Here is a 26,356-nt window from a genome sequence, read left to right as displayed (position 1 = left end):
CTGGATGCCACGCCAACCGCTAACATCACACTGACCATATTAATTTTACCTACAGCAGACACCTGTCTGCATCTTATTCTTCATAATTCTCCGCATTTAATCTTAACCTATAGAACTGTTGAAGCCATTCACTTTGCTCTTCCATCGTTTCTTTCAACTTTCGGAGGCTTCTTTTACCAACTCGTATATCTAAAACAGCAAACATTCTTTCCAATGGATTTTCAGATTGTATGCTGTCCTGAATACTATGATTTCGGTAATTCTCCAATGACTTACAGAATTCATTATCCGTATATTCCTGTCTTGCTTGCATTGGAACAGAATCCATGAGTGCCCAAAACTCATTCCAGTATTCGCCTATACCAGAGTGATTTGAATTTTTTTTATATCCTTTTTCAATAAAATAAGTATTCACTGTTTCCCAAGAGAACTGTTTCACCAGTTTGTTATCAATGTAAACTTCGAAAATATGGCACCCATCCATGCCAACATAAGTAGTACAGTTATACCGAACCCGTCCATGTAAACTGTCTGCAAGCATTTCCTGCTCAAGATATTTCCGCATTCCACTCCAAGATCCTAATATTTTCCCCATTCAACTCCCTCTATAACTCCAAGTCTAGCGGCTTAAACTTTTCCAACAGATATACCATCTTAAATGTTATTCCTCCACGCCTGTCATAAATCCAATAAATAGTAAGTTCTTATTCTGTTTCATTATTCCTTTTCATGCCACATTTTAATTACCTTTTCAACTTCAGCAATTAACTGTTCTTTATCCGGAATATAATAAGTATATTTTGAAGCGAAAATATTACTTGATAGCCCACCTAATGCATCTTTAGCAGTCAGAGCATCTTTATCTGTACAAAGAATAATACCTATCGGTTTTTATCATTTTCATCATTTACTTCATTCTCATAATAATTTAAGTACATATTCAACTGACCTGCTGCTTCTGGCATAAGTTTGGTTGTTTTTAATTCTATGATAACATATGACTTCAAAGGTTTATTATAGAAAACCATATCTACATAATAATGAGTATTATTTATTGTTATTCTCTGCTGTGTTCCTACAAACATAAAACCTCTGCCTAATTCAAGAAGAAATTTTTCAATTTACTCCACGAGCGCTTTTTCTAAATCACTTTCCAATACTGGTTTATCTTCAGGTATCCCAAGAAACTCAAATACATATGGATCCTTAATAATATCTTTAGGTTCTATAATTTCAATTCCATTTGTTGCTAGTTTTAATACTTCCTGTCTATTTACCTCACCTTTAGATAGCAGCAGTCGTTCATATAACGAGGTATTAATTTGCCGTTTTAATTCTCGTACAGACCAATTTGAGTTAACTGCTTCTCTTTCATAAAAACCACGTTTATCTTTTTCTGTAATACTTAATAGTTCGCAATAATGAGACCAACTCAATTTGCCAGACAGCGTCTGCATCTTTCATAATGCATATAAAATGATCTCATATTCTGCAAATTGGACCGGGAAAATCCCTTCCCAAATTCAGCAGTCAATGTCTTAGAAAGTTGTTTTAGTGTTTGCTCCCCATACTCAGCTCGAATACTATCATTTTGCTCGTAACGAATTATAATCTCCCCTATCTTCCAATAGGAAATGATTAATTCGTTATTAACTTCTCTTGCAATATTTCTCCTTGCTGTATCAAGAATATTTCTTATTTCACCTACTAGTGGTTAATAATTTTATTATCCATACTTTCAACCCCTTTCTTAAACATGATTCAAAAAATTTCTGTTTTATTTACGACATATTTCGACACAAACTTCACAATGCCTTGAACCGACAAAAATGATGTCGTGAAGACCTATTGGTTCCCTAGCGGTAATATATTTTTCTCGAAAACACCTACCAACCTTAAAATTTAAATTTCAAAATTCAATGATTATTGCCAACAAACATATTATTTAATTTCAGTTATAACATTTTCATAGCTTGAGTCAAGTATCGTCTTAGGGTTTTGATTCCAATTATTCTTACTTTTGGCATAACTAGACACATTGAGAGATAAGTAATCTCCCAACTTTCTATCCGTAATGAATTGATGGTTAAGAACTACTTCATCCGCTGGTTCAGTAATCGCTTTCGTTAAAAAATAGGTCCATATTCCATTTTCCAAATCATCACAAGAATATGAACTTTGCCCAGGATTACATGAAAGAAATATTGAGTAGCTCTCAAAGTTACTTGAAATGATTTTAAACTCTTCTTCATTGATATTAGAAATATGGCTTCTTTCATTTTTATTATCAAAACTTTTAGCACATGCATCTATAAATATAAGTGCATTCTTACACTTAGATTGTTGCAAAGGATCTAAAAGTATTTTGCGCAAAGAGATTGCTGTTTCAGCTATATTAAACGGATGTATATCATACGTTGACAAATAATTTGTCACTCCATCATGAAAGCCATGTCCAACATAATAAAAAATCAACCTATCGCTTTCAGTCAAACTATAAAACAGACTTTTAAGCTCGTAATCAAGGTTACTTTTCAAAGCTTCTTCATTTTTCCATTCGAAAATATTTTCTTGCTCTACACCCATTGAGGATATTAGCATTTCTTTAAACCGTGAAGCATCTTTAATAGCAAACTTCACATTATCCACCTGATTATCTGACCTCACTGCATAATTTTCAATAGCTATAATTATTGCTATTGTCTTTTCGAATCTAGGATTATTTATAGTACACATACTTGTAGAATTGCACTTCTCTATCTTAGTTATATTGGATTCTCTAATGTACTTTTGATTGTTTAAAAGTATATCTTCATTTGCCTTTTTTATTTCGATTACAAATATTAACTCTTCACCTTTTTTAAGCCAATCGAAACTTACATCAGGTGTGGGACTAAGCATTGAGATAGCTTTGTTAGTTATATCAACTACATTGAAATCTGTACTTAACCCAACAATCTCATTTTCTAAAGCAGATAATTCCTTTATACCAAATAGAATAGTACCTCCTTTATTGTTAGCAAACGCTGAAATTGTCTGTGCTGTTTTTTCGGGTGAGAATGGCACTGCATCAAAATCTAATATTTCTGATTTTGGGTTATTCAATTCGAGATCCTTAATTTGAATTTGCTTAATTGGTATTTTATTTATTTTTTTCATTTTCAGTAGCTGTCCAAGTGTAAATTGCTTAGGAGGTGTAGCTCCATCTTCATACCAAAGTTCTGCATCGACATATTCAAGAACATCAAATTCAGAATCATAAAAAAGTCTAATTTTGTCATTATCTGAAGGTCTGGCAACCACTTTTATATCATTCCCATTTTTAGTTATGCCACCTATAACACTTTCTGAAATCATATAAGCAGATGAACAATCATATTCAGATAATGTACTAAGGTGTTTAAGTACATTATATACAGCCCTTGGGATAAGTGATTTTATGTACATTTTCTTACTCAGATCGGGCGTTGAATCCTCAAAAAAGTCATCAACTCCATCCGGTTTTGTTAGTGTGTCATTAAACTCTAAAGCAGTTATACTAGTATCTACTATCAAACACTCCGATGGAATTTCAATATCTTCTTGGACAAAATACTTTTGAATCTCATCACCACTAGATCTAAGTAAAAAGTCTAATTTCTTTTCATGTCCAATCAGCTTAAAATACTTACATAAGACATCCGATAGCTTTAATAATACACTATTGGAATTCCAAGGATCCGTTACATAAAGGCTCGTCTCATTAAAGTGGATATTTACATTTTTAGTAAAGTCAATGCCGCTATATGTAATTTTAAGCTCCTCCGCTTGAAACACATTTAGTATATCTAGTCTACCTTCTATGTTTTCCAAGTTGTTTTTTGTATCTTCATCACTATCTTCATTCTCTATCCATTTTTTAAAGTAAGGAAGCGTAATCTTTAATTTATTTATTAATTCAGAACAAATTTCTTCTTGAGCGCAAATAAGATCAAATTCGCTTTGTCTCAATATTTGCACGTTAAAGTGTAATAATAATTTTTCGAGATATGGACTATTCTTATTCTCAGCACTAAGTTGAATAAAGCAATACTGCTCTTGAAAAATTGCTTCGTTACCATCAATAAAAAATTTAATAGTAGTGCATTCTGAAAATTGATTTTGGGTATTTAATAAGCAACCTGAAATAACCCAATTTTCAACATCAGCAATGTCATTTTCATTCCAATTAACACATTGAATCAATAGTGCTGAGTAAATTGATTGTACCCGTTTGTAATTATCTTTTTTGATGTTTCCCTTTTCATCAACATCTACTGAAATTCTGTTAAGTAACTCTAAATAATCCCTTAATTCTAAATTCGTTCTAAAATTAAAGAAAGCTCTCCATTCACTTGATAATTCAGGACCATTGAAGACGTCTAAATATTTTCCCGAAATATTTAATATTCCCGATGTATTAAGAAGTACAAAAGGAGAACTCTCACATTTCTCCGATGTTGTAGGTATACACTTAATGTTCCTAACAAACCATGGAATATAGTTTTCTACTGAGTTTCCATTTGTCTGTCCTGGCATCCCGTGATGCCCCCAAAATGCTATTGCCGGAAGGTTAATAATGTTAGGCAAATAATTTTCAATATAATCAGTCCAAAACCTCAAAGCAAACTTAGGGTTGTTTTCAGTAAGTTGAATAAAGTTCATTGTTGTCACTTCACTGAAGCTATCGGAACTAAAAACAGTTTGAAAAGGTTTGAATTTTTTTTCATCAGTTTCAAAATATCTATCATTAAACCCTGCTGCAATTAATTCTTTTCGTGCAAGTTTGTTTGCTAATTGTATAGTTTTTATTCCCTCGTGAACTCCAAACATTTTAAGAAACCGTCTCCACTCATCCTTTTCAAGAACGTCAACACAGTAAGTCTCACAAACAAAAATATCTTTATCTATTATCTTTTCAATTTCCAATCTTGGTTTATAAAAATCCGATAGATAACACTCCTCAGCAGGACTAAAAGAACCATTTTTAGTTATTAGTCTAATTCGAGACAATTTCCCGATTAAGTCTTCTCTTAGATTTCCTTTCTTATACAAACTGAATAAATCACAAATAGTTTGTAAAGCATTCTCAGATGTAATATAGCTTTCAATATTAGGTAAAATATTCTGAGTAATATATGTGATATCTGTCTTTTCTTGCACTCCCAGACTCTCTAACCACTGCCTAACATCTAAATTCTTAAGCAGCCAAACCTGCAGTTCTCTATGCAAAAATGATAAATCGCTATTGGGATTATCCCAGTTTTGATCATCGGCAGTAGGAAAACATACTTTACATGGATAGTTAATTTGATTTTTATGATCCCATATAAATGGTAATTTTATGAGCGTTTCTTTTGTAATTTCTTTAACCTTATTTGATTCACAGAGTTTTTTTAAATGTTTAATTAGCTCTATATTTTTATCAATTGTATACCCACTAAAAAAATATGGAGATAAGAAGAATGTTTGAAGATGCCTCCACTCAAAGCACGATGATCCAAGCCTTTTAAACTCAAACATAAAAGGCGAATCTTCAACAAATTGCTTAGAGCGACCGTGACCATTTTGTATTTCCTTATGAATAAACTTCTTTATAGGTTCTTCGCCTACGAATGTTTTCTCAGATAAATAAGTAAAATCAACTATTGTATCTTCTATTTTTGCCAAATTGCCTTCTCTAGTAATTATGAAAGGAATTTTTTCTAAAGCTTCTTTAATTCCTTCATTAAATTTATTCCCAAGATCATCATATCGAATCTCTTTAGGTATTAATTGATATGCTTGAAAACTGTATTCCGTAATTACAAGTCTAGAGATCCACTTAATAATTTCAATAGCAATAGTCCTAAATAGCCACTGGTTCCATTTTGAATCAGCGTGAAGAGATTCGCGATTAGCAGTTGTTAAAAAACTTGCATTAACAAGCACCGGCAAGGAGTACTTCCTTTCATCGGTTGGCAAGTATGAATATAGCAGTGTCTCCTGCTCAGAAATTCTGGTTATTCCATCATTTCCAACTTTTGCTGCTAAAGTTAATTCAATTGAGTCTGCACTCAATAACTTATCAGGAATATTACGTTCATCTTGTAGTGCAGTCTTTACCTCATCCGGTACTATTAGGCTAATAGTGCTTATCAACCAATCGGATTTTGAAACATTACCGTTCTTTAACGTGATTCGCTCCTTCTCGTCACGATTGATTTCAATAGAAACCGATTCTCTTACATCAAAATTGATCTCAGAAATATTTTTGAGAAATAAAAACATATTCAGATTTTGAGACAAATTTAGAACAGCCTGACTCGTCTCTTTTGCATTTTTCATTTGAATAATTGTGGCAACATTTGCCCCGATATTTTCTATAAATCGATTGATAGACTCATCAATTTCTTCAACTTCAGTGTATATAGGTATTATTTGCCACGGAAATTGAAATTTTCTATCGTTTTTCTTTTCCCATTCTGTCATTGAATCATCCCAATTCCATTCGAATGTATACGATGAATCAAATCTGAAGTACTCTTTATTTGTAAATATTGTAACGTTTTCGGATTGTCCAAAAACCGATTTGAACCCTATACCTTTGTAACCTGTTTTTGTTAAGTCCGATTTCTTTGTACCATTGTTTATATTACATATTCCCTGTAAGTCACGTGGAGAAAATGGTTTTCCAGAGTGAGCAACAACTAAATGTTTACCAAAAATCTTAATCCATACCTTAACACCTTCGTCATTCAAAGATGAATCATCAGCATTTTGCAAAAGTTCATAAATGAAACGCTTTGAATCAGTATATAAATCAGCCGATAATGCATTTAAAGAACTAGCTTGATTTACCGCTTGACCTGGATTTGAATAATTTGTATTATCTGAATAAATTTTCTCAACATCTGATTTTAAACTCATTATCTTTACCCTTTCTCCCTATATACATATTACATAATCCAACAACATAATGAAAGCATATTCAAAAATCACAACCTTTCACTGAGTAGCCAGTCCAATAATACCTAGAATATTCATTTTCCAATGATTTTCTAAGTTCCAGTATTTCACTTATTAACTTCTCGTTTTCTTCCAATGATTTTTTCAACAACTCATCTAATCCTATTTCCTTATTGATCTCTTTTTACTTTCAGACTTTTCATAACTGTTCTATTAGAATATTAGTCTTCAATTGGAACATAATCAAATGCGCATATTACTCTGCTTCTTTGAACAACATCACCTCTAACAGAACAATTTCCTTTTGCACATCCTTCTATCGAATGAAAATTTTTACAAGAACTACATCTTCTCCGTTCCTTTTTCATTCCATGTCCATCACATCTAATCATTTCGTAACCAATAATATATTTTTGCAGCTCAGTTTCAGGTATTTTCTTCCTTAACACATCTCCACTTTCATTTTTCAATTCAAAATGAATTTCTTGACAATTAATATCTGATTTTAAACCAATGTTATTATTTAACAACCCTTCTTCATTCCATCCATCTATCTCTTCACAGCTAAGATTCTCTATAAAACCAAGTATATCCTGCATAATTGAGACAGATAACCCATAGCCTCCATAAGAATATTCATAAAAAATTTTTCCATAATAATCACCATCCTTTAATGTTATGGCAATCACATAATCTCTTGCTTTATAATCATCTGACAAATCATGATACATTTTATTTTTCCCCTCATACTGATACTTATATTGATTATTCTTTCGATATTCTTCATTCAAAACTTTACTGTTAGCAATATCTTGTTCCATTTTTAAATCCATCGCATTAACACCATTTTGCTTAAATTTTTCTATTGCTTCACTACCATAAAATTCATAAAATTCCTCTTTACATTTTTTAACTCTTCAAGTTGTATTGATGAGAAGTTATCAAAAAAACTTTCTGGAATATGTAATCTACTTGAGAATTGTCTTTTTCTTTTTACTATTGTTTTCTGCATTCTGGCATATCCAATTACCCCATTGACACATCTAACACTCCGGCCAATTCCCATGGTTGTAAATCATAAACCTTTTCAATTGCATCATAAATATTAATATGAATACCTATTCCTTCATCATCTTTTCTTAGAAATTCCAGAAACTTTCCATAACTTATTTGACCTCTCTTATAAGGTTCTTTAATATACCACGTTATCAGAGTATACTTGAAAGCATAATCTACTTTCACTATCTTTAACTCTTAGCTCATGATCATAATATATCTCTGGGTCATACTCAAAAATATATGTTTCTTCTAATTCAAAAATCATTATCTTTGTCCATCTTCCTGTCGAATATTCAATATATTTATATATTACTTTATTTTTATTTACCATATCAATAAACCTATTTAATGACTCTAATCTTGCTTTTTCATCTATCAGTTCTTTTTCATGTTCTAAAAGAATTTTTTCTCTTTTTTCAACATATTGTGGATTTCTTTTTTTCTCATCTGCTGTTTCAATATAATTATGATCAGATTCTATAGCCTTAACCAGTTCAAGATAATGATAGTCACTTATAAAAGATTTCCATTCATCACATAACCTTTCATCTGCATATTCTTTTTCTTCTATTTCTATTTTATTATAATCAGCCTTACCGAAAAGAAATTTTCTTTCATTATTAGGATTTATTTGTCCCACATCATTTTTTAATAATATATCAATAGACATATTATTTTTTAATATAGGATATTCTTCCGCTTCTTCCATCATGAAGTTTCTGAGTAATTTTAGAACTTTGCTGACTTTCATCCCTTTTTCAAAAATAATCTTCACTAAATTATCTCCTTACTCAATTCTATATAAAAGCCTTCATTCTTACATATTCCAATCCAGACTCTTACACATGCCTATTTTCTCCTGTGTTTACTTAAGGCATTTGCTAGTATAATTTCCGACTGTGTAACTGCATTAACAATCATATCATTATTACTAATATCTTTTATTTCTATTGGCATAGTTAATATTTCATTTCTGTCCACGATTCCTTTATAATCAGTTCCAAAATCATAATCACTCCACAGACCTCGGCAGCCAATAACACTGATTGAAAAATACCCTCTCACATTTCTTTCTAGCTGATTGTACAAATGCTGAATACCATGCAATAAACATGTTATCTTTTCGACTATTGAATGTGAATTTATCCATTCTTCTTCATTTCTTACAACAGGAGTTAGTTTTAGATAAACTTCCACTATGCCACTATCATATGCTTGAAAAAATATCCCATTCTCATAATCATAATTGGGATAACATACCCCATCCACATTCGGAACTGCATGTCCATAACATAACCCCTGAAAAGTACTGTTGAATGATATCTTTTGTTCTAATAATAAATCGTATATATTTATGTATGTTTCTGTATCTGTAAGTGTTTCAGGTATTACTTGCAATAACGCATACGAAGAATCTCCCATGATTTCCTTGTATTCTTCTATTTTTTTCTTTCTAAACTCTTTTATGGCATCTGCCAACCTACCTGATTTTATGAAACTGTTTCTGATTTCTGTATAACTCATAGGTTGTTTTCTATTCCCTCTTCTAATAAAGAATTTATTTATTCCTTCATTTTCCATGTACAGATATGGACCATAATGACCTTTTTTTATCTGTATCACTACAACATATTTTTCTGATTTCAAACGAATAAATTTAAATGTTACCACAGGTACCAACGGCAAAATAGATGATAATTCATTGCGTCGGTCTAGTTCAAATCTATCTATATCACTATCATTTATGGAAATTCCAATTATCCTATCTGGAATACCATTTTCTTCTTTTATTCCAAATATAAGATATCCACCTTCTCCATTGGCAAATGAACATATATCATGCCTAAACTCATCCTGCTTTTTCTTTTTCACAGCTTTATCAGTACAATCTAATATAGCAAACGTTTCTTTATAATCAATATGGTCATTTTCACGGTATGTATCTTGCTGTAAGATAGCTTCAATATCAGATTCAATCCAATCATCAAACTGTTTACCATTAATTATCACTATATCTACCTCTCAAATCATGATTATTCCTACAAAGTTCTTATGATAACGAGCTACATATTATTGGACTAAACACACTAGTTCTTTATACTACTCTTGCATTAAGACACATATATGATAAAGCGTTGTTATCATTCCGTTTCGTATAAGAGATGTTGCCGCTATTTTAAGATTGGGATAACAATATCTATCATCAATATTTTCGTCAACACTATCCAATGGATGTGGGTATTTATACTCTTTAATATGATTTATATATTTTGTCCAAAATGTGTTAAAATCTTTAATTCTCACATATGACACAATGAAGTTATAACGATATCCCAAAGTATCATATTTGTATATTTTATCAATATGGTTGTCTAAATAACTTGTATTTAGGCTATCTAAATTCAAGGCTTCAAACAAAGAATAAGGCTTATTATTTTCTAATATAAGTATATCAATTTCACCAGCAGATTTTCCTTCTTGTGATGTACCTTGTCGTGTTTGGTCGCTGACTTGATATTTTTGTGCTAGCAAAAGATCTCTTATATAATCATTCCTTACATCTTCTATACAGTTTTTATATGCAGAATTTGCTTGTAATTTAATACATGAATAAACAACGCCATCAAGCAACTTTGTAGGTGTAAGTCTCTGCATTGCACATAGAAGATTATAAATTGCTTCGCTCACATTAGATTGATCCAAGCTCCTTTTAAAAGAATCCAAATCATTCTCTGTGAGCATAGGAAAATTTTCCTTTATCCCTTCATGATAATTATTAATAGCCTTAATATCTTCAGAGATTAGAATTTCTTTTAAATATTCCAAAAATTCCACAGTATTTTCACCTATATCATTTTCAGATGTTATTACTTCAATTTTTGATAAGGTAGCTTTATAGTTGTATTTAAATATAGGTTCAATTATTTCTTTTTTTAATCGCTCATTTATTCTATCTGAAAAATTTCGATACAAATTATCACTCTTGTAATAGTTGTTCGATAATGCATAAAAATCGGAACAAAGTTTGTTAAATTCTTTTTTATAATCTATCCAGCTATCAGGCTTTGTACTTATTATTTTGTGAATTCTAGTAATATTAAATCCTATACCAAGGTAAAATGGGACTGCTTGATTATCAATCTGAAGTAATATTACTTCAAAAATAAGTGCTCTGATTTGCTCATAAATATTTTTAGCTCTCTGTAAATCAAAGTTAATACTATTAGAGATATAAGAACAGATTAAACTTAATAGCTTTGCATCTACTCTATTTTCTTCAATTGATGCTACTTCATTGAATATTTGCTGAGTTTTAAGTATCGAAACCAAAAAATCGCTCTTGTTTAATATATCATTTGAATCAAAAAACATTATTATCCCTAATTGATACTTCGCCTCAGCTTTAATTAATATATTATTTTCATCACACTTTCCTACTATGATATCTTTGATATCCTCTTTTTCTTTTTGATAGAACAGCGCTAGATATTTTAATCTGTAACATTCTAATAATTCTTCATTATTGTTTACCATGTCATCTAGCAAAAAGCTTATGGTTTTTCTTTGTTTTATCTTATCCTGAAAAGTCCAGGTAATCATTTCTTTAAGTGCTTGCATCTTGCAAAAAAGAGTTTCACTACTATCCAAAACAACATTTTTTAAAAAATGAAGTATAGATTCAGCATCAAGATTTTGCGCCTCTTGACTAAAGATTATATCCCAATAATAAATTTTTGCTTTCAAATCTTTCAGAACATAATCGTTATAAAATTCCATTAGAAAAGGTACTCTCCTTTACCATATATTTTTTCATTTTTAACGACACCAGAAAATTCACGAGTTGCTGTACCAACAATAATTTGTAACTGGTCATGATATTTTGTTTGTATCTGATTAAGGACTTCTTTTAACCCTTCTAAATAGGCGGTATCTCCCTCCTCTTTATTAGGACTATCAACGATAAGAAATCGTGTATGCCTACCATGATTTTTTTCAATATCAAGTTGAATAAGCGAAAGATAAAATGCGAGTTTTACCCTTAACTGTTCACCTTCTGCTATTTCTGAAAATTTAACTGTTACATTATTTTGAACATAAGTTATGTTAAACTTTTTATCAATAATAATTTCTGTGATTGAGGTAAGTCCAAAATCATGAATTTCTTTTAACAAAGACTTTTTTAAATCTTCCATGATTGTTTTGCTCTTTTGAAAACGCAAATCATCGATATCTATGATAGCATCATTAAGCATTTCTATAGTGGCCTGCAGCTTCTCGACATCAGATATTTTTGAATTATCTTTTTCTTTTTCAACAAGCCTGAACTTTAAAACCGCTTGTTGAGCAATTAAATCTTTTTCATAATTATCATCGTACTTATTTTGAATTTTCTCTATGGAACAATTTATTTCAGCCAAATCAGCTTCTTTATCATTTTCCTCTAATTTTGAGATATCTTTTTGTATACTTTCTAGTAGACCATCTATGCGCTCAACTTCATCATTCAGTACCTTTTTCTTTTCACCTAGAAGCTCTTTTTCATGTAACATTTGTTGTAGAGTTTTTTCTAACTCATCAGCTTTATCAACGTAATTATGTTTATTTTCAATATCGTCATTAACAACAATTTCATGACACAATGGACAAGTGTTACCCGTCTCAGTATTAGAATGGATTACTTGATGGTTGCAGCTAGGGCAATACTTGATTTCTAATGAAGAAAAAAATTGACCAGCCTCCAGATATTCATTAATATCATTAATAAATCGTTGGATTTTATAAATCTCATTTGAAATGCGATTATATTCAAAACCAAATCCATCAAGTTCCTTTTTTTTCAACTCTTTTTCGGTAATAAAAACTTTGCGCTGCTTGTATAAAGTAGACAACTTATCATTAAGCTCGCCAATCTCTTGTATCATTGTTTTTCTTTGACTTTTAAGATTTATCAAATCCACGGAGTTTTGTGAATTTCTTACATTATTAAGCAATTGATCAATTTTTTTTAGATCTGCTTGCAAATTGCTAACTTCAACATCATCTTTGATTGAATCTATAACATCTAATTGTTTAGATAAAGCCGATTGCATTAACTCATTTTTTAAAGTCAATTTATTTATTAACTGTGTATGCTCAAGTGCAAGCAACATCTGAAATGTTTTTTGTTCCTGCCCGCCATAAAAAGAAGTGCTATCTCGAGATTCAAGATATATTGTTTTAAAATATGTTTTCCAACTCGATCCACTCTCAATTAATTCATTACTATCTTTTAAAGGTGATTTTTGTGTCCACTTCATTGAAAAATATGAAAATTGATTAAAGAAGAATTTTTGTATTTGGCTTTCATATTCGATATTGCTATTAGCTTCAAAGATTAACTGTTCTGATAAATCACTATCTTTCAAATAATCTTCAAAAGGGCAATTGTATAATCTGCCTTTTATACGTTTTTCTAAATCCATAGAAATCGTGTATCTTTTGTCATTTATTTTAAACCCAAGAATAATATACTTTATCCATTGTTTAATATCTGGTTTAATATAGCTATCATTACCCACTAAAGCAGTTTTTATTATTTTGAATAACGATGATTTACCTTTCAAGTTATCAGCAATAATCATATTTATTCCACTTGAAAAACTCTTTTTAAAACTTATCGGCTCTCCTGTTTGTTTATCACCACTAAATTCAATATATTCTATAATCAATCGTTTTCCAGTGGAAAGCGGTATATCAACAGCTGTATCGTCAATATTTAAAAGATCAATAATTTCCTCTTTAGTTAATTGATTTGAATACTTATCATATAGTTTTTCAACTACTTTAGTAAATTCCTTATTCATAAGATTTCTCCAAACTCTTCATAATATTTTTGTCTTACCAAATCTTCAATATCCTGAATATATTCTTTATATGTCGTATCACGATACCTTTCAATTTTGTATTGAAGGTTTTTTAGCTGTGTCCCTGAGTATTCTCCAAAATATTGCTTTATTAGTAAACACCTCTCCGTGTACCATTTAAGGTAAGGAGCATCATCCATGATTAATCTTATTTTTTCATCTGCCAAATTTGTTACATAATAGCTCTTTTCAGTCAACTTAAGAACGCTGTTTCTCTGAAATTTATATTTTATAAAACCAACAGAAACTAAAAAAGCAATTACATGATCTATGTCTTCATAAGCTCCGAAAAAGAATCTTTCCATTTCTAATCTCCTAATTTGTGGCTCATGAGAATAAAAAATGTTTTTTATAATTTCCTTGATTTCCTTTTTATCATTATCATTTCTATTGCATTGTTCCAACAATTCAAAACACAAATAATCCGGATTTCTTATCAAAAAATCTAATTTTTGTATCTTTACTTCTGTATGTAATACTCTACAACAATCTTTATATTGCTTGTCATTAAAAGTCTCTGAAAAGAAATAAATAATAAAAAATATTCTAATCCTGTCTTTGTACATTCTTAATTCTTCATAATTTATATCCATAATCTACTCCTTGCCTTACAAATTATTAAGCCCTATATCTCTGCTGCCCCGAAGATGTCTTTTCTATCGGAACAATCCCTATATCATCTGTTTTAATATAATTGAGAAACAAGGTGCCAAGGAGTAATCTGTCGCTACGGGAAATTCGGTTCCATTCATATCCTTTGAACAAATCACGAACCAAGAATACTTCTCCCGGTAAAAGATTTGCTAATTCAGTTTTAGCGATTTCCAATAATTCATTTACAGTTGGCATTTTCTTACCTCCCAATAGGAATAACAATATCAACAACATTGTTATTCTTATTGTACTCTTACGGGAGGCGTAATACAAGAAAAAATATCCATAAAATTGGTAATATTACAAATTACAACATTCTAATCTCAGCCTGCATTACTGCCTCTTCTTCGGCATCCCAGAGTGCTTCCATCTCTTCTCTGGTTGCCACCGTGAATTCCTTGGGTTCTGCATCTCCTTGCTGAATAGGTGAAAGATGAGGAATAATCTCTCAGCACAAATTCTGATCCGGACAATTCATAATAAATCCACCATAAATTGATTCACAGATTAGTCTGTCACCCAAATCAGTCATTATAATCTTGTCTGCCGTATATGCATTCTGTCCAATAAAGTTCGCGATTTTCTCTGCTGTCATTTTAAACATAAAATCAGTATGCATTCCTTGATCGCCCTTTTTATAAACACAGGCATATCCAAGATTTCCATCTTCCATTAATTCATATAATTCTTCTGTTGACATGATAAATTTCCCATTTCTTATTTAAAATAATTTATAAACACAGATATGGTTTGGCAGACACATCTGCCGGCTGCATATAGAAAAACCGCAACTTCAGCAGTGACAGTTACGGCAGGTATAATTCCTATTAAAATATTCATGTTCTACTTTTCTATTAATCTTCGTAATAATCTACTTCTTCTGTCATGATGATGCCGGAATGAAATTGTATCGTTATCCTCATTCCCCTATGAACTTACACAATCCTGACACCCTACTGGCTCTTTCTTATTTTCTACCTTCTTCATAACAATCACCCCACTTCTTCTTGGCATAAAATATGGTACGAGCATCATCAATTGTTCTAGCTCATGAAGCTCTGTACCATACATAAAAAATTTTGACATCATCTTTCTTCCTCTCTTTCTGATTTTGAGTATAAAAAAAGAGGCTAAGTCTGTAGGTCATTTAAGTTGACCTAAAAACTTAACCTCTTACTACCGATTATTTACATCTTATGAAATATGTTTCTCAAGCAATCATATTATGCTTTTTTGATAATGTTAATTTAAAATACACACAATCATTCTTTACAAAAAATTTTCATATGTGCTTCAACTTGCGCCAAATTGTCTTGAGTTAGTCCTAAAATATATAGTAATTGTGGAATTTGCTCTTTGGGCTTTTCCTTCATTAATTCATCTTTGAGCTTACTTTTTGATAGCCCCGTTGTAACTATCCAAACCTCCTTTTGCGAATATGGCTTCTGCATAATTTTTTTGTATTCATCTAGGAAATTTTCTACTGTACCTTTAATCATTCTATCTGTCTTATAAAGTTCATTTTCACTAACCCACTTTTCATTCCACTTATTATTTCTCGTTACAACATATGGTAATTTCTCTGGATTTGTTGTTAACAGATACTCAACATTTTTTATTGCTTGTCCACAAACATCTTGAAACGCACTTGCACTAATCTGCGATTTCTTATCTTTACAATGTATTAAAACAACTTTGCTTTGTATAGTGCTTAATGCTATAAAATCTGCAATCTCACATCCCATATCATCGCATACAAGAAAATCAATCTCAGTATGTACTTTCTCTATTTCGTCCAATAATACACCAAAAACACTATCCAGTGGCCATTTTACAGTATTGTTAAATGCAGTTGCAGGATTATCACCTAATTTTTCATTTTTACAGTCATTAAGTTCTTTTATCGTATAAATACTATTCCATAATTCATATTCATTTACATCACTATAATTAATTTTTATATTTGGTTTTAAATAGTATCCGTTTGTATAAATTATTTGCTCTTCCCCATAGTAAACTGTAAATTTTCCATTATTTATATATTGATTTAATTCTCGTTCTTCAATATTTCCATCTACATCAGTATCTAAAACAATATATTTTCTTTCCTCATCCAGAAGCATATATGTTTTTTCTCTAAAATCCCTACATATCTTCCCTTTTATTTTGTTTCCATTTATTTCAAACTCAAATTTATCGTATTCAATTTCGCAAAATTGGCTATCTAAATAAAATATCTCTTCCTGATATTTAACATTCCTGCCAAATTGAAGCATCAAAGATGTTGCCTTTGTTTTAGGAGCATCAGTAATAAATGAAAATCTATTAAAAAATTGGCTACTTCTATTATTTAACATGGTTCTTAAAATATCTTCACACCAAAGTAAATATTCATCACAACTACATATTTCTCTTTCAGATACTTTTCCAGTAAGTGTACTAATATATCGCTCTATTATATTTTCATCGTTCTCTATTTTTCCTATAGCATTTCTGCAGTATGAAAGTTTTTCTGTAAGGTTTGCAGGAATTCCTTCCAATGAATATCCATAAATTTCTCTGGTTTTTGGTCCTTTTTGCGTACTACTTGTACTTGTATATCTTACATTTCTAACATCAGAACCATTTGGTATTAGATTATATATTTCTTTTATCCCAACTTGCTTTAAGTCATCATAATCACCCGGTAATGCATATCTTCTTGTATTAAAATAAAAATAATAATAATTTTCGTCATTTAATATTTCATAAACAGATACATATTCCAAAGAAGAATCATACCAAATTGCTTCTTTTAAAACATTACTTGGTTCTTTTAATTCATAACATAAAACCCAAAAATTATTCCCTTCTCGTTCCTCTTCTTTCCATTTTTCTAAAGTTTCTAATTCTTCAATGCTATTTCGTATTTCCTCTTTCATTTCCTTATAATGTGATAGTTTAGAAACATAAATATTTGCTTGCTTTTTAAATTGCATGATATTTAATAAATTTGATTTCTTTTCAAATGAAAATGATTCTTTAAATGCACCACCCGTATATGCATATTCCTCATCATTTTTTTCAGAAAGCAAATACAATTGCCATTGCTCCATCGCCTCTTTAAGCCTTAATTCTGGAACATATATTTCAGCTTCTGGTATGTCACTAACTCTAAGAACTCGTCCTATTTGTTGAATTACAGATTTATAATTTTCAAAATAATTAAAAAATACAAGAGTATTTAATTCTGGAATATTTACTCCTTCTATTAGCATGTCATTATGAACCAAAATTTGAAATTCCTTATTCTTTATATATTCGATTAGTTGGCTTCCTTCACTAAACAATCTTTCTTCACTTAATAATTTTGAATGACAACCATAAATCAAATACTTGCTTTTTAAGGACTCCACAAGTTCTTTTATGTTTTTACCATCTCTATACCTTACCAATATCTTTCTAGAAGAGTCGCTTGCAATTTTATCAATAAATTCTATTATAGATTTTTGACTGTTAAAAACATCATCCGGAATTGGCTTAAATACTATATTTTTCAAATCTCCATTAGCTATTGCCTCCGACATTGAATATTCATATTTATATTTCTCATCAATATTAAAAACATAATTATCATTTCTATATGGCGTTGCTGTAAATAATATCATTTTTTTATTCAGATTTCGACTAGCATTTCTCCATACTTGAGCTGGCTCTCGATGACCCTCATCATAAAAAATAATATCAATATTTTCTTTTATCAAAGTAAACAGTCGTATATTTTCAAGAAATATTTTAAGTAATGTTTGAATTGTCACTATATATATTAAACCATCATTTGCTTTTTCAATGTTATCTATTATTGAACTTTTAATTAAAAATGTTTTCTTTATCAAAATCGGTTTATATCCTATATTCTCCCAAAAATTTTCTTCTATTTCATAAGCTGTTTGTACTGGTAAAGTAGCATTTGGGACAATAACTAAAATATTATTTGGTTTTAAATTTGATGCAATAGCCATTACTCCCGTTTTTCCAGTACCTGTTGGTAGTTTTATTAAGCACTTTCCTTCTGAGTCATTTTCCATATAATTTTTAATTACATCCAATGCTTGTTTTTGATATTTTTTTATATACTTATCAATTTTATCCATCTTTATCAAATCCCCCATATGCACTTAGAAATAATTTGTCTTCTCATAGTTCACTCTAAAACTTAGCTTATATTAAATTAAATATTTTAGCCATCAGTTAAAAATACTACATGTCATCTATAATTTAGCCTAATTTGAAGGGGCAAAAAACGGCATTTCTTCGCTCATTTTTTGCCCCAAAATCGTCCTTAAACCACAACATCTTGTGGTCGAAGTCTACTTTTTCTTGTCCAAACCACAATACGTCATCAGAATTATCGTTTCAACGTGCTCCGTCGCCGGAAACAAATCAACTCCCCAGCCCATCTTCGCCTCATACCCTTTCTTCCTAAAATACTCCAGATCCCTAATCAGCGTCTCCGGCCCGCAAGACACATAAACAACCCTTTCCGGCTTCACTTTTACCACCGAATCAATAAATTCCTCCGTGCTCCCACTCCTAGGCGGATCCATAAACACAACATCCACATGCTCTCCGTCTTCCGCCATATTCACCATGAATTTCCCTGCATCATTACAGAAAAATTTGACATTCTTAATACCATTGATCTTGGCATTTTCCACTGCATCCCTTACCGCATCCCGGTTTAGCTCAACACCAATAACTTCCTTTGCATGCTTGCTGGCAACGATACCTATGGTGCCAATCCCACAATAAGCATCAACTACTCGTTCCTTACCAGTAAGCCCTGCGGCCTCAATGGCTTTATTATAGAGAATCTCCGTTTGCACCGGATTTACCTGATAAAAAGATTTTGAAGAAATATGGAAACGGCAGCCGCATAGAATGTCCTCAATGAATCCTTTCCCAAACAGCACATGTTCCTTATCTCCCAGCACCATGCTTGTATCCCTGCCGTTTACATTCTGTATAATTGTAGTGATCTCCGGATGCTTTTCTCTCAGCGCTTTCACAAAATTATTCTTTGAAGGAAAAATCGGCGAGGCGGTTACCAGAACAACCATGACCTCTCCTGTGGCAAATCCCCTTCGTATCAATACGTGACGCAATAATCCATACCCTGTATCCTCATCATAGGTACGTATCTTAAAGGACTTCAACATACCTCTAATAGTTCCGATAATCTCATCTGCCTTCTGGTCCTCGATCATGCAGTTTTCTACCGGAACAACTCTATGGGAATTCACCTCATATACGCCAGAGACCGGATTGCCTTTTTTGTCATGGTCAAATACTGCATGAACCTTATTGCGATAATGATAAGGATTCTCCATCCCAATAATCGGCGCAACGTGGCAATATGGCTTCAACAATTTTTCCAGATGTTTCTGTTTCTGTTCCAACTGTTTTTCATAAGGCATGTCCAAAAGCTGACAGCCTCCGCATGTACGGGATACCGGACATTTGGAAGTGGACTTTTTTTCAACTCCGCTTGTCCTATTAGGCGTATTTCCGCTGTGCCCTTTCTTACTGCCAATACTACCGTTGTTCCTGCTGTCGGTGCTATTGCCGTTCCTGCCACTGTTCCTGCTACCGTTGTTGTTGCCGTTCCTGCCGCTGTTCCTGCTACCGGTGTTGTCGCCGTTCCTGCCGCTGTTCCTGCTACCGGTGTTGTCGCCGTTCCTGCCGCTGTTCCTGCTACCGGTGTTGTCGCCGTTCCTGCCGCTGTTCCTGCTACCGGTGTTGTCGCCGTTCCTGCTGTCGATGTTATTACTATTCCTACCACTATTTCTACTATCGGTCTTACTGTCGCTCCTGCCACCTATACTACTGCCGTCCCTACTGCCATTTCTATTATCGGTCTTACTACCGTTCCTGCTGCCGATGCTGTTTCCATTCCTATTACCGTACCTGCTATCGTTCTTGCTATCGTTCTTACCATCGCTCCTACCACCGATGCTTTTACCAGCCTTACTGCCATTTCGACTTTCGTTCTTGCTACCGCTCCAGCCACTTTCCTTTCTCTTTTGCCCTTCTATCTTCCCATTATCACTACCTTTAACCATTCTATCATTTCTGAATTTCTCTTTCTTCAACCGATTATCTATCATATATGCATCTACCCTTCCTATCTTTAAACTCACCTATTTTTTATCTCTTCCAAATTTTATCTCTTCCTATTATTAATCTCTTTCAAACCTTTAATCCATATCTATTTTAATCCCTTCACACAATAAAATCCCGGCCTCCTCATAAAACCACTTTCCAACCTTTCCGCCGGGCCTTAGCTTCCACTTTTATTCACAGCTATTATAATACATCTCCACCACCAAAACCACTAAAATCCTTCTATAGATTCAAAAATACTTGATTTTTCTCTCCCCTCAGATATAATAGATCATAAAAAGACAAAAGGAAGTGCAACTCATGGTTCATACAAACGATACCTTTTACCTGGATGAAACCCTCTATAACGGGCGTCCCAATGATCAAACTGGGCGTCTTCCCAAGGAAATCCGCACCTATGACCTACTGGATAAATTGAACATATCCTATCAGCGGGTGGATCACTCCCCACTTCCCACCATAGAAGCCTGCCGGGAGGTTGATGCTCTGTTAAATATAGAAATCTGCAAAAATTTATTTCTTCGCAATTCCCAGAAAACTGATTTCTATCTCCTACTGCTGCCCGGTGGAAAAAAGTTCCGTACCGCTGCCCTTTCTAAGCAAATCGGATCAGCCAGACTCTCTTTTGCAGAACCGGAATTCATGGAAGAATTTCTCGACATCACCCCAGGCTCTGTTTCAGTCCTTGGCCTAATGAACGATAAAAGCCGCCGTGTCAGACTGTTGATCGATAAGGATGTACAGACTCAAGAATTCTTTGGTTGCCACCCCTGCATCAATACCTCCAGCTTAAAGTTTAATACTACAGATCTTCTGGACAAGTTTCTCCCGGCAATCCAATGTGAATACACTCTGGTAGATTTACCCGTCGACTAAGAAAAACAAAATTCAAAATGGGACAGGATAAACATCTCCTGTCCCATTTCACCTTCCCCTTCTATATAATCCACTTCCACAATTCCTTAACCATCAATCATCACAAAAAAAAAGCAATCCGGTTTTTACCCGCCTGTTTTGCCTGATACATAGCCTGATCTGCTTTGGAAAATAACTTCTGATAATCCTCCCCGCGTTTTCCAGTACTGGGAGCAATTCCAATGCTGACAGAAATGTGCCATTTTTCTTCTGGTATGATCTTTTCTACTCTATCCAACAGATTGTCCGCTCTTTCCCGGACGTTATCTTTTGTTGTGAAAACAACGAACTCATCGCCGCCTGCCCTGCCTACCAGATCCGGATCCGGATAGATATCGCAGAGCATTCCGCCTACCTGCATCAAGATCCGGTCGCCGGCCAGGTGCCCGAAGCAGTCGTTAATCTCCTTGAAATTATCGATATCGATCATACAGAGCCAACCCGATCCGCCGGTCTTTAATTTCTCTTCTACCCGGTATTTAAAGGCCATTTTATTGTATAAACCGGTGAGCCCATCCTTTAAGGACTGGAGTAACAACTGCTCTTCCCTCGCTTTTAATCCGGTTATATCCTGAAGCTTTCCAATTAGCTTAACCGGGTATTCTGCCCGTTCCTCCCATTGAGCAGTTAATTTACAACTGCACCAGTGATATGGTTCCCCCATTTTTCCCAGACAAAATTCGAACGAGCGGATCTCCCCTTCTTGGGGAGCATTGTCTCTATGCTTAATAAGAATACGTTCAAAAGTTGGGAAATCTATCTGTCCTTTGGCATTTGGTGACAGATATAATCTCTTATCCATATAAGAATACTCAAATAAAACCGTATCTTTAAATAAATTAATATTTCTGTACATTTGCTCCGTCTCACCATAACGGAAGAACTCATGCTCGTTTACCGAATTCCACCTCTCGAACCGACTTCCTGAATTACCTGCCATGATCCTTCCCCCTGTACCTGCCGGAATCCTTCATCCCGCTTCTTTTCCATTCGTATTAGGTATATGATAACGCTTTTCATCCGTATATGCAACCTGTTTTTCAGTCATTATTACGCATATAATACGTAGCATCTGCACAGAATATCCTTTATGATTAACCTAGAGGTGATAATGTTGGATGAACAGTTTGTCAGGAATCGAATCACGGAGCTTCGCTTGAAAAAAAATATCTCAGAATATCAAATGAGCCTGGATTTGGGAAAAAATAAGAGCTATATCCAGGGAATTTCTTCAGGACGTTCCATGCCATCTATGAAACAATTTTTTGAAATCTGCGATTATCTTGAAATTACTCCCATAGAATTTTTTAAAACGGAAAAAAAAGAACAGCCTCTTCAAAGGGAAGCCACTGCGTTGATGAGAGACTTAAGTAAAGAAGATCTGGAAGCGGTTTTTCCCATATTATTGCGGCTTAAAGCAAACGCGGAGAATCAAAAACAGGCAGAACCGTAATCTACGGTTCTGCCTTGTTCTATCATCTAAATAGTTCTTGTATTCTCTTTCAGCCACAATGCTTCCTCTCCTGTAAAATACGGGGAGAGGGCTTCATAAACGGCTTTGTGATAATCATTTAACAGCTTTACATCATGTTCGGTCATAATGGATTGATCAATGGCTTCTAAATCAATGGGAACCATGGTCAGAAATTCAAATTCCATAAATCGACCATACTCATTCTCTTCCGCCTTCTTACTAACAATCAGATTCTCTGTACGGACGCCGTGGCTGCCTTCAATATATACTCCAGGCTCATCGGAAGTAATCATGCCTTCTTCCAGAACACCGTTATCCTGGCGCTCCGGTACCATGCGCCACCGGATTCCATTAGGGCGCTCATGGACATTTAGCAAGTATCCTACTCCGTGGCCGGTTCCATGGTCATAATTAATGCCGCGGCTCCAGAACGGCTCCCGTGCAACATAATCCAGGGTCAGTCCCCGGCAGCCGTGAAGGAATTTCACAGCTCCCAAACGCAGCATGCTGATGACAGTAAGAGTAAAATGCTCTCTCTCTTTCTCTGTCAGCGGACCTACCGCAATGGTTCTGGTCACATCAGTCGTTCCTTCATAATACTGACCGCCTGAATCCACCAGATAAAGTCCTTTTGGCTCTATCTTCACATCACTTTCCGCGGTGGCCTTATAATGGCACATCGCTGCATTGGCACCATAGGCGGAAATCGTATCAAAGCTCAGTCCCAGGTTCCCCTCTTGCTTGGAACGCAGATGATCAAGATACTCCTGAGCGCTGACCTCTGTGATTGTTTCCTTTCCCACATTCTGCTTCATCCAGTAGATGAATTTTACCATGGCTACGCCATCCTTGATGTGAGCTTTTCTCATATTTTCCACTTCCACCGGATTCTTCATGGCTTTTGAAAGGGCGGTAGGATTCATTTTATCAATAATGCTGTTGGAACTATCAATATTTTTTACAATGGCATAATTGGTCTTACCCGTTTCTACGAGAACCTTCTGATCTCTTAACTGCGAAACTGCTGTGTAAATGTCATTGTAAGGGCATACTGTAACGGAAAGATTCTTTAAATAAGCTTTTACTTCATCCTTTAACACTTTTTCATTGATGAAAAGATAGAAACGGTCCAGGGTTATCATTGCATAAGAAAGCACTACCGGATTGCATTCTACATCATTTCCACGGATATTTAAAAGCCATGCGATGTCATCAAGAGATGTAAGGATATGAATAGTTGCCTTTTCCTTCTTCATCTGGCTTCTTAATTCTTCTATTTTCAGTGCAGAAGATTTTCCGCTATACTTTTCCTCAAGGATCCATACCGGTTCCGCGGACTGGTGAGGACGTTCTTTCCATAAAACATCCACCAAGTCTTCCTGAAAGGCAAGGGTCACATGTTTTTCCGCCAGAAGCTTTTCTAAGTCTTGTCCCAGCTGGCAGTTTACCACTCTTCCGTCAAATCCCAGGCAGCCCCCCTCCGGAAGCACCTGATCTAAATATTCCCCAATCTCAGGAACTCCAGGCTGCCCCATTCTCTGCAGGGTAATTCCGGTTCCCTCAAGCTGTTTGCCTGCCTGTACAAAATAACGGCCATCGGTCCATAAACCGGCTTCATCCTTCGTAATTACAGCCGTACCAGCTGATCCGCTGAATCCTGTTATAAATTCTCTGCATTTAAAATATTCACCCACATACTCGGATTCATGAAAATCTGAGGTTGGAATCATGTAAGCATCCATATGATGCTCTGCCATCAGTCTTCTTAATTGTTCCAGTCTTTCCTGAATCATTGCTTTATCTCTCCTTTGGTTTCATAATAATTTTCTATAGCAGCCCCAATCCCTTCACTGTAGGTAGGATGGGCGCGCATGGCAAGCATAAGTTGTTCTGCCGTTAAGCCGTTTGCAATAGCCGTTGCCATCTCGCTGATCATATCGGTTGCCCTGGGGCATACGATCTGGGCACCCACGAGAGTACCGGAATATTCCTCAAATACCAGATGGATAAATCCATTCTGTTCCCTGGCTATAATGGATTTTCCGTTTCCGCTCATGGAGTAGCGTCCGCATCTCACCTTCATACTGCAAGCGATAGCCGCCTCCCTGGTAAGTCCTACGGAGGCGATTTCCGGTTCCGTGTAAATACAGCTCGGCACCACAGGAAGCTTTACAAACATACCGTTTGGTACCACCGAAAGTCGAATGGTATGTTCGACTCCTGCAATCTTTTCTATTACATAGGTTCCCTGTGCGGCCGCCACATGGGCAAGCTTGGTTTCAGCTGCCACATCACCGATGGCATAAATCCCAGGCTCACTGGTCATAAATTCCGAATCCACTTTCAGATGACCATGTTCCATCTCAAGGCTCACATCCTGTCCCATCAGTCCATCCAGATAAGGAGCCCGCCCTGCTGCCATAAGGATCTGTCCGGAGCGGATGGTTTGTTCCTCTCCATTTACCTCATAGATGCATGTTAATCCCTGATTGGATTCCTCTCTGATTTCCTTAACCTTTGCCCTGCAATGGATCGTGATTCCTTTTCTTTTAAGCTCGTCTTCCAGAGCTTGGGAGACTTCAGTATCCATAGGTCCTAATAAGTGGTCTTTATTCTCCAATATAGTTACATGGGAACAGAGGGCACTGAAAATAGTGGCAAATTCCACTCCGATCACCCCGCCTCCGATGATCGTAAGGCGATCGTAATTCCATGTGTCAGAAGCTAACAGTCGGTCACTGGTCAACACCCCGGGAAGGTCTGCTCCCGGAATCTTTAGCATCACCGGTTTTGCCCCGGTGGCAATGATGATGTGATCTGCCTCATAATAATCCTTGCCATCCAGACCGTTCACTTCTATGGTTCGCCCCCGGCGTATGGTGGCAGTTCCGCTAATGACGGCTACACCTGCTGCTTTAACAAGCTCATCCACTTCCTTTCGGTACGCTTTTACGGAACGTTTTTTATAATTCTGCATCTTTTTAAAATCAAATGATATAAAATCTGTGGATACCCCGAATTCATCGCTATTTTGAAGGGCTTCAAATATGCTGGAGGCGTGTAGCAAGGCCTTTGTAGGAATGCAGCCTTTGTTAATACAGGTTCCTCCCAGTCTTTCCTTCTCAACAATGGCGGTCCTAAGTCCCAGACCGGCGGCTTTTAAAGCAGCTGTATATCCGCCCGGCCCTCCGCCGATCACAAGAAGATCATAATGTTCTGCCAT

At 34.4% G+C, this 26,356-nt stretch carries 18 protein-coding genes and 1 pseudogene; 2 read left to right on the top strand and 17 right to left on the bottom strand.

Annotated elements, in window-relative coordinates:
• Positions 1 to 73 precede the first annotated feature (73 nt).
• The 14 genes and pseudogenes from ACHZES_RS23000 to rlmD form a co-directional block, all read right to left on the bottom strand.
• Complete coding sequence (locus ACHZES_RS23000) at positions 74 to 595, bottom strand: hypothetical protein (protein WP_395546913.1); 522 nt, start codon at positions 593 to 595, stop codon at positions 74 to 76.
• Positions 596 to 717: 122 nt separating this feature from the next.
• Positions 718 to 1,699: pseudogene (locus tag ACHZES_RS22995) on the bottom strand (YhcG family protein).
• Between the two features lie 242 nt (positions 1,700 to 1,941).
• A complete protein-coding gene (locus ACHZES_RS22990) occupies positions 1,942 to 6,927 on the bottom strand; it encodes a sacsin N-terminal ATP-binding-like domain-containing protein (protein ID WP_395546911.1) in 4,986 nt (1,661 codons plus the stop codon).
• A gap of 260 nt (positions 6,928 to 7,187) precedes the next feature.
• On the bottom strand, positions 7,188 to 7,799 hold the full coding sequence (locus ACHZES_RS22985; protein WP_395546910.1) for a hypothetical protein: 612 nt from the start codon (positions 7,797 to 7,799) through the stop codon (positions 7,188 to 7,190).
• Between the two features lie 359 nt (positions 7,800 to 8,158).
• The gene (locus tag ACHZES_RS22980) at positions 8,159 to 8,800 is read right to left on the bottom strand and encodes a hypothetical protein (RefSeq protein ID WP_395546908.1); all 642 of its coding nucleotides are present in this window, start codon (positions 8,798 to 8,800) and stop codon (positions 8,159 to 8,161) included.
• Positions 8,801 to 8,874: 74 nt separating this feature from the next.
• Positions 8,875 to 10,035, bottom strand: coding sequence for a helix-turn-helix domain-containing protein (locus ACHZES_RS22975; RefSeq protein WP_395546907.1), 1,161 nt, complete (start codon positions 10,033 to 10,035; stop codon positions 8,875 to 8,877).
• Between the two features lie 90 nt (positions 10,036 to 10,125).
• Complete coding sequence (locus tag ACHZES_RS22970) at positions 10,126 to 11,802, bottom strand: hypothetical protein (RefSeq protein ID WP_395546906.1); 1,677 nt, start codon at positions 11,800 to 11,802, stop codon at positions 10,126 to 10,128.
• A complete protein-coding gene (locus ACHZES_RS22965; protein WP_395546904.1) occupies positions 11,802 to 13,868 on the bottom strand; it encodes a hypothetical protein in 2,067 nt (688 codons plus the stop codon). The genes ACHZES_RS22970 and ACHZES_RS22965 overlap by 1 nt, the downstream gene beginning before the upstream one ends.
• Positions 13,865 to 14,521, bottom strand: a complete 657-nt coding sequence (locus ACHZES_RS22960; RefSeq protein ID WP_395546902.1) for a hypothetical protein — start codon at positions 14,519 to 14,521, stop codon at positions 13,865 to 13,867. Before ACHZES_RS22960 ends, ACHZES_RS22965 begins: the two co-directional genes overlap by 4 nt.
• Before the next feature lie 25 nt (positions 14,522 to 14,546).
• The gene (locus ACHZES_RS22955) at positions 14,547 to 14,777 is read right to left on the bottom strand and encodes a single-stranded DNA-binding protein (protein ID WP_395546901.1); all 231 of its coding nucleotides are present in this window, start codon (positions 14,775 to 14,777) and stop codon (positions 14,547 to 14,549) included.
• Positions 14,778 to 15,030: 253 nt separating this feature from the next.
• Positions 15,031 to 15,282 (bottom strand): hypothetical protein, encoded by a 252-nt coding sequence (locus ACHZES_RS22950; RefSeq protein WP_395546900.1) that lies wholly within the window; start codon positions 15,280 to 15,282, stop codon positions 15,031 to 15,033.
• Positions 15,283 to 15,509: 227 nt separating this feature from the next.
• Positions 15,510 to 15,671, bottom strand: coding sequence for a hypothetical protein (locus ACHZES_RS22945; protein WP_395546899.1), 162 nt, complete (start codon positions 15,669 to 15,671; stop codon positions 15,510 to 15,512).
• A 173-nt stretch (positions 15,672 to 15,844) separates the two neighbouring features.
• Positions 15,845 to 18,715 carry a DEAD/DEAH box helicase gene (locus ACHZES_RS22940; RefSeq protein ID WP_395546898.1) on the bottom strand — a complete coding sequence of 957 codons (2,871 nt, stop codon included), beginning with the start codon at positions 18,713 to 18,715 and terminating at the stop codon, positions 15,845 to 15,847.
• Between the two features lie 216 nt (positions 18,716 to 18,931).
• Positions 18,932 to 20,503, bottom strand: coding sequence for a 23S rRNA (uracil(1939)-C(5))-methyltransferase RlmD (rlmD, locus tag ACHZES_RS22935; protein ID WP_404820400.1), 1,572 nt, complete (start codon positions 20,501 to 20,503; stop codon positions 18,932 to 18,934).
• A gap of 541 nt (positions 20,504 to 21,044) precedes the next feature.
• Here rlmD and ACHZES_RS22930 point away from each other — a divergent pair.
• Positions 21,045 to 21,620, top strand: a complete 576-nt coding sequence (locus ACHZES_RS22930) for a prolyl-tRNA synthetase associated domain-containing protein (RefSeq protein WP_154523863.1) — start codon at positions 21,045 to 21,047, stop codon at positions 21,618 to 21,620.
• A gap of 100 nt (positions 21,621 to 21,720) precedes the next feature.
• Here the strand turns inward: ACHZES_RS22930 and ACHZES_RS22925 are convergent, their stop codons facing one another.
• A complete protein-coding gene (locus ACHZES_RS22925; protein WP_395546897.1) occupies positions 21,721 to 22,599 on the bottom strand; it encodes a GGDEF domain-containing protein in 879 nt (292 codons plus the stop codon).
• A 174-nt stretch (positions 22,600 to 22,773) separates the two neighbouring features.
• On the opposite strand from ACHZES_RS22925, the gene ACHZES_RS22920 reads away from it, so the two are divergent.
• Complete coding sequence (locus ACHZES_RS22920; RefSeq protein WP_154523985.1) at positions 22,774 to 23,112, top strand: helix-turn-helix domain-containing protein; 339 nt, start codon at positions 22,774 to 22,776, stop codon at positions 23,110 to 23,112.
• A gap of 26 nt (positions 23,113 to 23,138) precedes the next feature.
• Here ACHZES_RS22920 and ACHZES_RS22915 read toward each other — a convergent pair whose 3' ends face one another.
• Both ACHZES_RS22915 and lpdA read right to left on the bottom strand, forming a co-directional pair.
• A complete protein-coding gene (locus ACHZES_RS22915; RefSeq protein WP_395546896.1) occupies positions 23,139 to 24,926 on the bottom strand; it encodes an aminopeptidase P family protein in 1,788 nt (595 codons plus the stop codon).
• Positions 24,923 to 26,356: a dihydrolipoyl dehydrogenase gene (lpdA, locus tag ACHZES_RS22910; protein ID WP_038279890.1), complete on the bottom strand. Its 1,434-nt coding sequence runs from the start codon at positions 26,354 to 26,356 to the stop codon at positions 24,923 to 24,925. The genes ACHZES_RS22915 and lpdA overlap by 4 nt, the downstream gene beginning before the upstream one ends.

The organism is Lacrimispora sanguinis (assembly GCF_044987295.1).
GTDB lineage: Bacteria > Bacillota > Clostridia > Lachnospirales > Lachnospiraceae > Lacrimispora > Lacrimispora celerecrescens_B.
Note: the sequence above shows the minus strand (reverse complement) of the source record. Positions and strands in the feature narration are given on the sequence as shown.

Coding starts and splice junctions, on each gene's coding strand:
- ACHZES_RS23000 (WP_395546913.1), bottom strand. CDS start 595: ATGGGGAAAATATTAGGATCTTGGAGTGGAATGCGGAAATATCTTGAG.
- ACHZES_RS22990 (WP_395546911.1), bottom strand. CDS start 6,927: ATGAGTTTAAAATCAGATGTTGAGAAAATTTATTCAGATAATACAAAT.
- ACHZES_RS22985 (WP_395546910.1), bottom strand. CDS start 7,799: ATGGATTTAAAAATGGAACAAGATATTGCTAACAGTAAAGTTTTGAAT.
- ACHZES_RS22970 (WP_395546906.1), bottom strand. CDS start 11,802: ATGGAATTTTATAACGATTATGTTCTGAAAGATTTGAAAGCAAAAATT.
- ACHZES_RS22965 (WP_395546904.1), bottom strand. CDS start 13,868: ATGAATAAGGAATTTACTAAAGTAGTTGAAAAACTATATGATAAGTAT.
- ACHZES_RS22960 (WP_395546902.1), bottom strand. CDS start 14,521: ATGGATATAAATTATGAAGAATTAAGAATGTACAAAGACAGGATTAGA.
- ACHZES_RS22955 (WP_395546901.1), bottom strand. CDS start 14,777: ATGCCAACTGTAAATGAATTATTGGAAATCGCTAAAACTGAATTAGCA.
- ACHZES_RS22950 (WP_395546900.1), bottom strand. CDS start 15,282: ATGTCAACAGAAGAATTATATGAATTAATGGAAGATGGAAATCTTGGA.
- ACHZES_RS22945 (WP_395546899.1), bottom strand. CDS start 15,671: ATGATGTCAAAATTTTTTATGTATGGTACAGAGCTTCATGAGCTAGAA.
- ACHZES_RS22940 (WP_395546898.1), bottom strand. CDS start 18,715: ATGGATAAAATTGATAAGTATATAAAAAAATATCAAAAACAAGCATTG.
- ACHZES_RS22930 (WP_154523863.1), top strand. CDS start 21,045: ATGGTTCATACAAACGATACCTTTTACCTGGATGAAACCCTCTATAAC.
- ACHZES_RS22925 (WP_395546897.1), bottom strand. CDS start 22,599: ATGGCAGGTAATTCAGGAAGTCGGTTCGAGAGGTGGAATTCGGTAAAC.
- ACHZES_RS22915 (WP_395546896.1), bottom strand. CDS start 24,926: ATGATTCAGGAAAGACTGGAACAATTAAGAAGACTGATGGCAGAGCAT.
- lpdA (WP_038279890.1), bottom strand. CDS start 26,356: ATGGCAGAACATTATGATCTTCTTGTGATCGGCGGAGGGCCGGGCGGA.